This is a genomic window from Leifsonia sp. Y862 (assembly GCF_057669585.1).
Genome location: NZ_JBYHFR010000001.1, coordinates 1150870 through 1163200, shown reverse-complemented (window position 1 = coordinate 1163200; position 12331 = coordinate 1150870). Strand labels below are relative to the sequence as shown.

Genomic DNA, 12331 nt, shown 5'->3' with positions numbered 1-12331 from the left:
GAGACTGTCAGCGGCACTGCATAGACTCAACGGGTGTCAGTTTCGAAGGTACCTTCCGCGTCCAAGCTCAGCGTTCGTGGCGCGCGCGTCCACAACCTCCACAACGTCGACCTCGAGATCCCCCGGGATTCGCTTGTCGTCTTCACCGGACTATCAGGCTCCGGAAAGTCGTCACTGGCGTTCGACACGATCTTCGCGGAGGGCCAGCGCCGCTACGTAGAGTCGCTGTCGGCGTATGCGCGCCAGTTCCTCGGCCAGGTCGACCGGCCAGACGTCGACTTCATCGAGGGCCTCAGCCCCGCGGTGTCCATCGACCAGAAGTCGACGAACCGCAACCCGCGCTCCACGGTCGGCACGATCACCGAGATCTATGACTACATGCGCCTGCTCTGGGCGCGTATCGGGGTGCCGCACTGTGCTGTCTGTGGCGAGGTTATCCAGTCGCAGACCGTGCAGCAGATCGCCGACCAGCTCATGGAGCTCCCCGACGGCACTCGTTACCAAATCGTCAGCCCTGTCGTGTCGCAGAAGAAGGGCGAGTTCGTTGATCTCTTCACCGAACTGGCCGGCAGCGGTTATTCGCGCGCCATCGTCGACGGCGAGCAGGTGCAGCTGAGCGAGCCGCCAACGCTCAAGAAACAGCAGAAGCACGACATCTCGGTCGTGGTCGACCGCCTGGTCGCAGGTCCTGAGCTCCTCAGCCGCCTCACCGACTCGCTGGAGACCGCGCTCAAGCTGACCGACGGCGTCGTGCAGGTCAACTTCGTCGACCTCGAAGGCGATGAAGCCTGGCAGTCGTATTCGGAGAAGCTCAGCTGCCCGAACAACCACCCGGTTCAGCTCACCGAAATCGAACCACGCACCTTCTCGTTCAACGCCCCGTTCGGCGCCTGCCCTGAATGCTCAGGGCTCGGCACGCGTATGTCCGTCGACCAGGACCTCATGCTCGGCGACCCATCACTCAGTATCTCCGAGGGTGTTGTGCTGCCATGGACCACCCAGGGCAAGGGCCTGTTCCAGTACTACGAGAAGCTGCTCGACGGCCTCGCCCGCGACCTCGACTTCTCCCTGGACACCCCGTGGGGCGAGCTTCGCCCAGAGGTGCAGAACGCGGTGCTCCGCGGCGACAACTTCGAAGTCAAGGTCAAGTGGAAGAACCGCTATGGCCGTGAGATGAGCTACACCTCCGGCTTCGAAGGCGTCGTCCCATACATCGAACGCCAGTACCAGCAGGCTGAGACCGACACCCAGCGCCAGCGCTGGGGCGAATACCTGCGTGAGACCCCGTGCCCGGTCTGCAATGGCACCAGGCTCAAGCCTGAAGTCCTCGCCGTGACGGTCTATGACGCGAGCATCGCGGATGTCTGTGAGCTCAGCCTGACTGACGCGCGTGACTTCATGAACACGCTGACGCTCACCGAGCGCGAACAGGCCATCGCCGCGCAGGTGCTGCGGGAGATCAAGGTACGCCTCGACTTCCTGATCCGCGTCGGGCTCAACTATCTGAACCTGGCCCGCGCCGCAGCGACGCTGTCTGGTGGAGAAGCGCAGCGCATCCGCTTGGCCACCCAGATCGGGTCGGGGCTCACTGGCGTGCTGTACGTGCTCGATGAGCCGAGCATCGGCCTGCACCAGCGCGACAACCGGCGCCTTATTGAAACGCTCGTCGCCCTGCGCGACCTCGGCAACACCCTCATCGTCGTCGAGCACGACGAAGACACCATTCGTACCGCGGACTGGGTCGTCGACATCGGACCAGGCGCCGGCGTCAACGGCGGCACCGTGGTGCACTCCGGGTCGTATGAAGATCTGCTCGCGAACACGGAGTCGCTCACGGGCGACTACTTGGCCGGTCGCAAGTCGATCGAGACCCCGAAGACCCGTCGACCCCTCGACCCTGAACGCGAAATCACCGTCGTCGGGGCAGAGGTCAACAACCTGAAGAAGGTGACGGTGAGCTTCCCGCTCGGAACGTTCACCGCCGTCACCGGCGTCAGCGGCTCCGGCAAATCATCGCTCGTCAACGACGTCCTCTATCGCGTGCTCGCCAACCGCCTGAACGGCGCGCGCAAGCTGCCTGGGAAGCACGTGCGCGTGACCGGTCTCGAGAACCTCGACAAGGTCATCCACGTCGACCAGGCGCCGATCGGTCGCACCCCGCGCTCGAACCCGGCAACATACACCGGCGTGTTCGACCGCATCCGCAACCTGTTCGCCGACACGATTGAAGCGAAGACCCGCGGGTACCTGCCTGGGCGGTTCAGCTTCAACGTCAAGGGTGGCCGCTGCGAGGCCTGCTCAGGCGACGGCACGATCAAGATCGAGATGAACTTCCTGCCAGACGTGTACGTGGCCTGCGAGGTCTGCGGGGGAGCGCGGTACAACCGCGAAACCCTGACCGTGCACTACAAGGGCAAGAACATCGCCGAAGTTCTTGACATGCCCATCAGCGAGGCTGCGGACTTCTTCGAACCGATCTCCGCTATCCACCGCTATCTCAAGACCCTCGTCGAGGTCGGTCTCGGCTACGTGCGTCTTGGGCAGAGTGCAACGACCCTGTCCGGTGGTGAAGCGCAGCGTGTGAAGCTCGCGACAGAGCTGCAGCGTCGCTCGAACGGCCGCAGCGTGTACGTGCTCGACGAGCCCACGACTGGGCTGCACTTCGAAGACGTGCGGAAGTTGCTGCTGGTGCTGAACAGCCTCGTCGACAAGGGCAACACCGTCATTGTCATCGAGCACAACCTCGACGTCATCAAGTCCGCCGACTGGGTGATCGACATCGGCCCAGAGGGTGGATCCGGCGGTGGAAAGGTCCTGGCGACGGGCACCCCAGAGCACATCGCCACCGTCAAGAAGAGCCACACCGGTGCGTTCCTGAAGGAGATCCTGAACGGGAAGGCCTAGCCTGCCAGAGGGCCAAGCACACAGAAAGTGAAGAACGAGACAGATGTCTAATGCGTTGAGCTATCGCCCCAAGACGGGCGAGATCCCAACCACTCCTGGTGTGTACCGTTTTCGCGATGAAACGGGGCGTGTCCTCTACGTCGGCAAGGCGAAGAACCTTCGGGCGCGCCTCAGCAACTACTTCGCCCCACTCGCCAGCCTCCACGAGCGCACGAGGCGGATGGTCACGACGGCGTCCTCCGTCGAGTGGACGGTTGTCGGCACAGAGGTCGAGGCCCTGCAACTCGAGTGGACCTGGATCAACGAGTTCGACCCGCCGTTCAATGTGCAGTTCAAGGACGACAAGTCGTACCCGTACCTAGCTGTCACGCTCGCAGATGAGGCGCCGCGCGCGCTGGTGACCCGTACCACCGGCATCCGTGGTGCGCGGTATTTCGGGCCGTATCCCAAGGTCTGGGCCGTGTACGAGACCATCGACCTCATGCTGAAGGCCTTTCCGATCCGCACCTGTTCGAACTCGAACTACAAGCGGGCCATGCAGTCGGGGAAGCCGTGCTTCGCCAGCCAGATCGGGCGATGCTTTGGACCGTGCTCGCACAAGGTGACGCTCGAAGAGCATCGCGCGATCGTCAACGACTTCGTCAGTTTCATGGCCAGCCAGGACCGCAAGCTGATCAACTCACTCACCGCAGAGATGAAGGTGGCTGCGGCCGACCAGAATTACGAGCTGGCCGCCAAACGGCGTGACCAGGTCATGGCACTCAACGCGGTTCTCGAGAAGAGCGCCGTCGTTCTGCGCGACAACGTCGACATCGACCTGTACGGAATCGAGGAAGACGAGCTTGCCGCTGCCGTGCAGCTCTTCATCGTGCGCGGCGGCCGTATCAGGGGTGTGCGCAGTTGGATGGTCGACAAGGAACTCGACCTCACCACGGGCGAGCTCATCGACTCGATCATGCAAACGGCCTACGACGGCACACTTGTGCCTCCGCGCGAGATCGTAGTCCCCGAGTTGCCCGATGACTCAGACGCGCTTGCAGCGTGGCTGGGGGAGCGCTCAGGGCACAAGGTGAAGCTCACCGCAGCCCAGCGCGGCGAGAAGGCCGCCCTGCTCCAGACGGCCACCCAGAACGCCAAGCACGCACTGATGCTCTACAAGACGCGACGCAGCTCAGACTTCGTTGCCAGGTCCAAGGCCCTTGAGGACATCCAGGAGGCACTCGAGATGGCGGAGGCCCCACTTCGCATGGAGTGCTACGACGTCTCTCACCTGAGCGGCACGAACATTGTGGCGTCGATGGTGGTCTTCGAAGACGGCTTGCCCCGCAAAGACGAGTACCGCCGGTTCAGCATCCCCGAATCAACGGATGACACCGACTCCATCTATCGCACGCTGATGCGCCGTCTCGCCTACCTGAAGCCAGACGCTGAGGCAGTTGCCACAGAAGCGGATGCCGAAGCCGGCATCGATACAGAGAGCGCCGCCAGCAACGACGCCAGGCGCAAGAAGTTCAGCTACCGCCCCAACCTGCTGATCGTCGACGGTGGGCAGCCGCAGGTCGCCGCTGCGGCCAGGGCGCTTCGCGACTCCGGCATCGAGGGCATCCAGCTGTGCGGCATTGCCAAGCGTCTCGAAGAGATCTGGCTGCCAGACTCCGACTATCCGGTGATCCTGCCGCGCAACAGCGACGCCCTCTTCCTGTTCCAGCGCATCCGCGATGAAGCGCATCGGTTCGCCATCACGCACCAGCGCGCCAGGCGGAAGCGCGACATTTCGTCCATTCTTGGCGAGATCCCGGGCCTCGGCCCTGCCCGCGTCAAGGTGCTGCTCCGCCATTTCGGTTCCGTTGCACGTTTGAAAGAAGCTTCACCGGAGGACATTGCGGATGTCCGGGGGATCGGTGAGTCCCTCGCGGCCACCATTCATGCCCATTTACACGAATGATGGGCCGTCTTTGCACGATTGAGGGGCCCGCGGATGGGTAGGCTGGGAAGTCACACATCCCACGAACAAAGGCACTGCGGCAGATGACGACCGACAACGAAAAGCAGGAGATGCTGATCGTCACTGGAATGTCCGGAGCAGGGCGCTCGACCGTCGCGAATGCGCTGGAAGACCTGGGCTGGTACGTCGTCGACAACCTGCCGCCGCAGATGCTTCGACCGCTGGTCGAACTCGTGGAACGTGCCGGAACCAACCTGCCGAAGATCGCGGCCGTTGTCGACATTCGCGGTGGGGAGTTTTTCAGCGACTTCCAAGAGATCGTCCAGTCGCTCCGCGCCAGTGCCCAGGTCAGGGTCATCTTCCTCGAAGCGACGGATGCCGCGCTCGTGCGCCGATTCGAGGCTGTGCGCAGGCCTCACCCTCTGCAGGGCGCCGGCACACTGCTCGATGGAATCGGAGCCGAACGCACCCGTTTGAACGCCGTTCGCGAGTCGAGCGACATGGTCATCGACACGTCCGACCTGAATATTCACCAACTAGCGACTACCATCACAGAGTGGTTCGCTGACGAAGACGCAGCCGGAGTGCGCGTCACCGTCATGAGCTTTGGTTTCAAATACGGTCTCCCGACCGATGTCGACATCGTTGCCGACGCGCGTTTTCTGCCGAACCCCTTCTGGATTCCGAGGCTTCGCGCCTTCACCGGCCTTGATCCTGAAATCACGGAGTTCGTCTTCGACCAGCCGGGGGCGCGCGAATTCCTGGATAACTATGCGGCAGCGTTGGCCCCGGTTTTGGCCGGATACCAGCGTGAGAACAAGCGCCATGCAACGATTGCCATCGGGTGCACGGGCGGTAAACACCGTTCGGTCGCGATGGCGAGGGAACTGGCTTCCCTGATCGAGAATTTCCCGGGCGTCGCGGTGAGTATCAAGCACCGCGATCTCGGGCGCGAATAGCAATTGCCCTTCACGGGCGGAAAACAGAATGGAAATACGATTGGCACTCACCGCCGACGTCAAAGACGAGCTATCTCGCGTTGAGGTATCGAAAACAACCGTGCGAGCAGCAGAACTGGCGACGATTCTCCGTTTCTCCGGTGGGCTGCACCTGATCTCTGGACGCATAGCCGTCGAGTCAGAACTCGACACCGCGATCCTTGCCCGCCGAGTTCGCAAAGACCTTGCAGAACTGTACGGAGTGCGTAGCGTCGCCACCGTCATCCCCGCGAGCGGCCTCCGTCGCACCAACCACTACCTCGTTCGTGTTCTCGACGGCGGGGAGACACTGGCCAGGCAGACCGGTCTGCTCGACGCTCGTCGTCGTCCGATCAGGGGCCTGCCCAATCGACTGACCACCGGAACGAAGGAAGAAGTCGCAGCTGTCTGGCGCGGCGCGTTCCTCGCTCAGGGCACGCTGACCGACCCTGGTCGCTCCGCAGCCCTCGAGATCATGTGCCCAGGCAATGAGGCAGCGATGGCCCTCGTCGGGGCCGCAGGCCGCCTCGGCATCGCCGCAAAGGCCAGGGAAGTGCGGGGCGTGCACCGCGTCGTCATCCGCGACGGCGAAGCCATCAGCGCCATGCTCGTCCGAATGGGCGCGGCAGAGACCGTGCTCAACTGGGAGGAGCTGCGCCAGCGCCGCGAGGTCAGGGCAACGGCCAACCGCCTGGTCAACTTCGACGATGCCAACCTGCGTCGCTCTGCCCAGGCCGCCGTTGCGGCGTGCGCCAGGGTCGAACGCGCCATGGAGATCCTGGCCGACGATATTCCGGAGCACCTCCGCTACGCCGGAGACCTGCGCCTGCGTTTCCGCGACTCCAGCCTCGATGAACTCGGACACCACGCTGACCCGCCCATGACGAAGGATGCCGTTGCCGGCCGCATCAGGCGACTGCTCGCCATGGCGGATAAGAAGGCTGCCGACCAGGGCATTCCGGGTACGGATGCGAACCTCCCCGCCGATCTCGACGACGTTTGACCCGTATTCATCCCACCTTCATATACCTGAGTAGACTCGAAAAGCCGCTCAAACCGCTGGCGAATGTGCGCACAGGCGTAGCAGGCCAGCACTCAACAGAGGAGATACGCAATGGTTGATTACACGCTGCCGGAATTGCCCTATGACTACTCGGCCCTGGAGCCGAGCATCAGTGGAGCAATCATGGAGCTCCACCACAGCAAGCACCACCAGGCATACGTGACCGGTGCGAACACCGCTCTCGCACAGCTGGCTGAGGCTCGTGACTCTGGCAACCTGGCCAACGTGAACAAGCTGGAGAAGGACCTCGCGTTCAACCTCGGCGGGCACGTCAACCACTCAATTTTCTGGACCAACATGTCCGCGAACGGTGGCGACAAGCCCACGGGTGAACTCGCCAGCGCGATCGACGACAACTTCGGTTCGTTCGATAAGTTCCTGGCACACTTCACTGCTGCGGCCCTCGGTGTGCAGGGTTCTGGCTGGGCGGTTCTCGCCTGGGATTCCATCGGGCAGCGCCTCGTCATCCAGCAGTTCTTCGACCAGCAGTCGAACTTCGCCGCAGGCCTCGTGCCCGTGCTGATGCTGGACGTGTGGGAGCACGCGTACTACCTCGACTACCGCAACGTTCGTGCCGACTATGTGAAGGCATTCTGGAACATCGTCAACTGGGCAAACGTCCAGGAGCGCTTCTCTGTGGCACGAGAGAAGACCAACGGGCTGCTGCTACTGTCATAGCGTGATGGTGTCCAGTGGGAACCGTCCGCTGGACACCGCCGTCCGTTCTTCGTATACCCATGTAACCGCGCCGCCGGCGCCATTTAGCAACAGGAGTCACTCGTGACCGTAAAGATCGGTATCAACGGATTCGGCCGTATTGGCCGTAACTACTTCAGGGCAGCGCTTGCCAAGGGCGCCGACATCGAGATCGTCGCGGTCAACGACCTGACAGACCCGAAGACCCTCGCCCACCTCCTGAAGTACGACACCATCACCGGACGCCTCGACGCCACCGTCGAGCTCGAAGGCGACAACATCGTGGTCAATGGCAAGCCCATCAAGGTGCTCGCAGACCGCGACCCCGCCAACCTCCCGTGGGCTGAGCTGGGCGTCGACATCGTCATCGAGTCGACCGGTTTCTTCACCAAGGCTGAGCTTGCTCGCAAGCACATCGCAGCCGGCGCCAAGAAGGTCCTCGTCTCTGCCCCCGCAACCGGCGATAACGTCGCGACCCTCGTCCTCGGTGTGAACGAAGACACGTACGACGCAGCGATCCACGATGTCATCTCCAACGCATCGTGCACCACCAACTGCCTCGCACCTCTCGCCAAGGTCTTCCTTGACAACTTCGGCATCGAGCGCGGCCTCATGACGACGGTTCACGCGTACACCGCTGACCAGAACCTGCAGGACGGCCCGCACAGCGACCTGCGCCGTGCCCGTGCAGCTGCTGCGAACATCATCCCGACGTCGACCGGTGCCGCCAAGGCTCTCGGCCTCGTCGTTCCCGAGCTCGTCGGCAAGCTCGACGGCTACGCACTGCGCGTTCCGGTCCCGACCGGTTCGATCACCGACCTCACCGTCACGGCATCACGCCCGGTCACGGTTGAAGAGGTCAACGCAGCGTACAAGGCAGCAGCTGAGGGCCCCCTCAAGGGCATCCTGAGCTACACCGAAGACCCGATCGTCTCCAGCGACATCGTGGGCGACCCGCACTCGTCGATCTTCGACGCCGGGCTCACCAAGGTCATCGGCGACCAGGTCAAGGTTGCCTCCTGGTACGACAACGAGTGGGGATACTCCAACCGCCTGGTTGACCTCACCGTGTTCGTCGCCGAGAAGCTCTAGACCCCGGAGGTAGCAGTGACGCTTCGCACTATTGAATCGTTGGGTTCGCTCCGAGACACACGAGTTATCGTCAGGTGTGATCTGAATGTCCCGTTGAGTGACGGCCAGATCACCGACGATGGTCGCGTGCGAGCGTCTCTGCCCACTCTGAAGGCACTGCTTGCCCAGGGCGCCAAGGTGGTAGTCATCTCCCACCTTGGCCGCCCTGATGGCGAGCCGAACCCGAAGTACAGCCTCGCTCCCGTCGCTGCACGGTTGGGCGAACTCCTCGACCAGCCCGTTGCATTTGCAACGGACACGGTGGGCGAGTCCGCTGCAGCAGCCGTTGCAGCACTTGAGGCCGGCCAGCTGGTCGTTCTGGAGAACCTGCGGTTCAACGCAGGGGAGACCAGCAAGGTTGAGGCTGAGCGCCAGGCCTTCGCGGCCGAGCTCGCCGAGCTGGGCGACGCCCTCGTGTCCGACGGCTTCGGTGTCGTGCACCGCAAGCAGGCCAGCGTCTACGAGCTGGCCACCATTCTTCCGAGCGCTGCCGGCCTGCTGATCGCGGCAGAGCTCGCCGTGCTCGACCGTCTCACAGAGCACCCAGAAGCGCCGTACACCGTCGTGCTCGGCGGGTCGAAGGTATCTGACAAGCTCGGCGTCATTGGGCACCTGCTGCCCAAGGTCAACTCGCTGCTCATCGGTGGCGGCATGCTGTTCACCTTCCTCGCGGCCCAGGGCCACAAGGTCGGTTCCAGCCTCCTCGAAGAGGACCAGCTCGACACCGTGCGCGGTTACCTTGCAGAAGCAGATCGCCTGGGTGTGAAGATCGTGTTGCCGACGGATGTCGTCGTGGCATCCAAGTTCGGAGCGGATGCCGACATCGTCGTCACCGCTGCTGACGCGATCGAAGAGACCCCATTTGGTGCGTCAGGGCTCGGCCTCGACATCGGCCCTGCCACCTCTGCAGCTTTTGCTGAGATCATTCGTTCATCGAAGACGGTGTTCTGGAACGGCCCCATGGGCGTTTTCGAACTCGCGCCATTCGCCGATGGCACCCGTGCCGTCGCGGCCGCTCTCACCGATGTCGATGGCCTCAGCGTGGTCGGCGGTGGCGACTCGGCCGCAGCCGTCCGTATTCTCGGATTCACCGATGACCAGTTCGGTCACATTTCAACCGGTGGCGGCGCCAGCCTCGAGTTCCTCGAGGGCAAGCGCCTGCCAGGACTGGAGGTCCTCGGATGGTAGAAACAATCAACCCCAGGCGTACCCCGCTGATTGCGGGCAACTGGAAGATGAACCTGGATCACCTCCAGGCCATCGCCTTCGTGCAGAAGCTTGCATGGAGCCTGAAAGACGCGGGTCACGACTTCGCAGCCGTTGAGGCAGCCGTCTTCCCGCCGTTCACCGATCTTCGCTCAGTGCAGACCCTCATCTCCGCCGACAAGCTGCCGCTTGTCTTCGGTGCTCAGGATGTATCAGCGCACGATTCAGGTGCATACACCGGCGAGATCTCAGGTGCGTTCCTGTCTGCGCTCGAGTGCCGCTACGTGATCATCGGCCACTCTGAACGTCGCACGCTCCACGGTGAGACCGACGAACAGGTTGCCGCTAAGGTTGCTGCCGCGATCAAGCACAACCTGTCGCCGATCATTTGCGTCGGCGAAACAGCCGACGACCTTGAGAAGCACGGCCCGAGCGCCGTTCCGGTCGCGCAGCTTCGTGCCGCGCTTGCCGGTGTCTCGAACGCTGCCGACATCGTCGTCGCGTACGAGCCAGTCTGGGCTATCGGCTCAGGCCAGGCTGCAACGCCGGAACAGGCAGAGCAGGTCGCTGCTGCGCTTCGTGCTGTACTCAGCGAAACCCTGGGCCAGGATGTCGCGGGCAAGACCCGTATCCTGTACGGCGGTTCGGTGAAGGGCAGCAACATCGCCGGCTTCATGCGCGAGCCCAATGTGGATGGCGCCCTTGTCGGTGGAGCAAGCCTCGATATCGCGGAATTCTCCAGCATCATCAGGTACCAGAAGCACGTCGGCCTCTAACCCCTATCGCCCCGCGTGACGCAGATGCCCTTTTCGGGCGTCTGCGTCACGCTATAATTGCCAATGGTCTTGGTGGCGCAGGTTTGCCCGCCCCATTGTGAAAGGTTTCGCGTGGAGATTCTCCAGGTTGTGTTGCAGGTTGTGCTCGGAATCACGAGTCTCCTGCTCACCATGCTCATTCTGTTGCACAAGGGTCGCGGAGGCGGGCTGTCTGACATGTTCGGTGGCGGGGTCACCTCGAACCTCGGCGCGTCAGGCGTCGCCGAACGCAACCTCAACCGCATCACCGTCATCCTCGGATTGGTCTGGATCGCGAGCATCATTGTGCTCGGACTCATCACCAAGTTCGACACCGGCATCTGATTCGGCTTTAGCACGTCTGGTCGGTTACCCGAACTGACCGTTTTTTACTACGGAGGAACACAATGGCATCTGGTGGCAGCGCAATTCGAGGCTCTCGCGTCGGAGCAGGCCCCATGGGCGAGCAGGACCGTGGTTTCCACGCAGACCGGATCAAGGTGTCGTACTGGGATGCTCTCGGCAACGAGACAGTCCGTTACTTCGCGGCGAACCTGCCTGACGAGGAAATCCCCGAGACGATCGACAGCCCCTCTTCTGGACTGCCCGCTGGTCGCGACAAGGAGAACCCGCCGTCGGTGGCCAAGCTCGAGCCGTACAAGACGCACCTGGCTTACGTCAAGGAACGTCGTACAGAGGAAGAGGCTGACTCGCTACTCGCGGATGCCCTTGAGCAGCTTCGCATTCGCCGTGGCAAGTTGACCCCCACGAACTAAGCATCACCAATACGAAAGGCCCAGCTGGATATCCAGCTGGGCCTTTCCTATTGAACAGGGTGAAGCGTCAGTAGCTCGGAGTGATGAGGTTCTCCGGAACTTCGGCTGCTGCTTCCTTGTCAACGAAGAACACGGTGCGACGACGACCCTTGATGCCGGCGACAGGAACTTCGTCCCTGCTGGCGCCGGCCAGCGCAAGGCCGAGTGCCGAAGCCTTGTCGGGTCCGGCCAGAACCAGCCAGATCCGCTCAGAGCTGTTCAGCACTGGCCTGGTCAGTGACAACCGTTCCGCCGGCGGCTTCGGGGAGTTGTGCACCGCGATGACCGCGGATTCCGATTCCCTGATGCCACTCTGGTGCGGAAACAGTGACGCAATGTGGCCGTCAGGTCCGACACCGAGGAACGTGATGTCGAAACGGGGGAGCGGGTCTTCGTACGGCGCGGCAGCGGCGAGCTCACGTGCGTAGCTCTCCGCTGCCTCGTCGAGACTGAGTCCCTCATCTGACGCCGGGAACGGATGAATGTTCTCGGCGGGAACCTCGATGTGGTCGAGAAGTGCTTCCCGTGCCTGCAACTCGTTGCGATCGGCGTGTGCCTTAGGCACCCAGCGCTCATCGCCCCACCAGAAGCTCACCTTCGACCAGTCGACGGTGTCCCTGGCAGAAGATGAGTTGATCTCTGCCAGCACCGCGATGCCAACAGACCCTCCGGTGAGTACAACGTTGGCGCTGCCGTGCTCGTCGAGGATGTCAACGGTCTTCGTGATGAAGCGCGCTGCGACTGAGCCGGCGAGAGCCTGCTTGTCCGGGTGAATGAGCACTCGTCGTTCGTTGGTCACG

At 62.7% G+C, this 12331-nt stretch carries 11 protein-coding genes; 10 read left to right on the top strand and 1 reads right to left on the bottom strand.

Annotation, left to right across the window (positions count from 1 at the left end):
- Window positions 1-33: 33 nt before the first annotated feature.
- From uvrA to AC25Z0_RS05415, 10 genes are all read left to right on the top strand, one after another.
- Window positions 34-2904, top strand: a complete 2871-nt coding sequence (gene uvrA / locus AC25Z0_RS05460) for an excinuclease ABC subunit UvrA (protein ID WP_488132544.1) — start codon at window positions 34-36, stop codon at window positions 2902-2904.
- Between the two features lie 43 nt (window positions 2905-2947).
- On the top strand, window positions 2948-4849 hold the full coding sequence (gene uvrC, locus AC25Z0_RS05455; RefSeq protein ID WP_488132543.1) for an excinuclease ABC subunit UvrC: 1902 nt from the start codon (window positions 2948-2950) through the stop codon (window positions 4847-4849).
- Window positions 4850-4932: 83 nt separating this feature from the next.
- Window positions 4933-5808 carry an RNase adapter RapZ gene (gene rapZ, locus AC25Z0_RS05450; protein WP_488119179.1) on the top strand — a complete coding sequence of 292 codons (876 nt, stop codon included), beginning with the start codon at window positions 4933-4935 and terminating at the stop codon, window positions 5806-5808.
- Between the two features lie 40 nt (window positions 5809-5848).
- Complete coding sequence (gene whiA / locus AC25Z0_RS05445) at window positions 5849-6829, top strand: DNA-binding protein WhiA (RefSeq protein WP_488119528.1); 981 nt, start codon at window positions 5849-5851, stop codon at window positions 6827-6829.
- A 111-nt stretch (window positions 6830-6940) separates the two neighbouring features.
- Entirely contained in the window at window positions 6941-7567 is a 627-nt protein-coding gene (locus tag AC25Z0_RS05440; RefSeq protein ID WP_488132542.1) for a superoxide dismutase, read from the top strand.
- Window positions 7568-7669: 102 nt separating this feature from the next.
- A complete protein-coding gene (gap, locus tag AC25Z0_RS05435) occupies window positions 7670-8677 on the top strand; it encodes a type I glyceraldehyde-3-phosphate dehydrogenase (protein ID WP_488132541.1) in 1008 nt (335 codons plus the stop codon).
- A gap of 15 nt (window positions 8678-8692) precedes the next feature.
- Entirely contained in the window at window positions 8693-9904 is a 1212-nt protein-coding gene (locus tag AC25Z0_RS05430; RefSeq protein WP_488119176.1) for a phosphoglycerate kinase, read from the top strand.
- On the top strand, window positions 9898-10698 hold the full coding sequence (gene tpiA, locus AC25Z0_RS05425) for a triose-phosphate isomerase (RefSeq protein ID WP_488119175.1): 801 nt from the start codon (window positions 9898-9900) through the stop codon (window positions 10696-10698). The genes AC25Z0_RS05430 and tpiA overlap by 7 nt, the downstream gene beginning before the upstream one ends.
- Before the next feature lie 111 nt (window positions 10699-10809).
- On the top strand, window positions 10810-11061 hold the full coding sequence (gene secG, locus AC25Z0_RS05420; RefSeq protein WP_488119174.1) for a preprotein translocase subunit SecG: 252 nt from the start codon (window positions 10810-10812) through the stop codon (window positions 11059-11061).
- 62 nt (window positions 11062-11123) lie between these two features.
- Entirely contained in the window at window positions 11124-11492 is a 369-nt protein-coding gene (locus AC25Z0_RS05415) for an RNA polymerase-binding protein RbpA (protein WP_488119173.1), read from the top strand.
- Between the two features lie 67 nt (window positions 11493-11559).
- Here the strand turns inward: AC25Z0_RS05415 and pgl are convergent, their stop codons facing one another.
- On the bottom strand, window positions 11560-12330 hold the full coding sequence (pgl, locus tag AC25Z0_RS05410) for a 6-phosphogluconolactonase (protein WP_488119172.1): 771 nt from the start codon (window positions 12328-12330) through the stop codon (window positions 11560-11562).
- Window position 12331: the final 1 nt, after the last annotated feature.

Bases quoted from the DNA above. Each gene is read 5' to 3' on its own strand.
- AC25Z0_RS05415 (WP_488119173.1), top strand. From the start codon at position 11,124: ATGGCATCTGGTGGCAGCGCAATTCGAGGCTCTCGCGTCGGAGCAGGC.
- tpiA (WP_488119175.1), top strand. From the start codon at position 9,898: ATGGTAGAAACAATCAACCCCAGGCGTACCCCGCTGATTGCGGGCAAC.
- AC25Z0_RS05440 (WP_488132542.1), top strand. From the start codon at position 6,941: ATGGTTGATTACACGCTGCCGGAATTGCCCTATGACTACTCGGCCCTG.
- uvrC (WP_488132543.1), top strand. From the start codon at position 2,948: ATGTCTAATGCGTTGAGCTATCGCCCCAAGACGGGCGAGATCCCAACC.
- rapZ (WP_488119179.1), top strand. From the start codon at position 4,933: ATGACGACCGACAACGAAAAGCAGGAGATGCTGATCGTCACTGGAATG.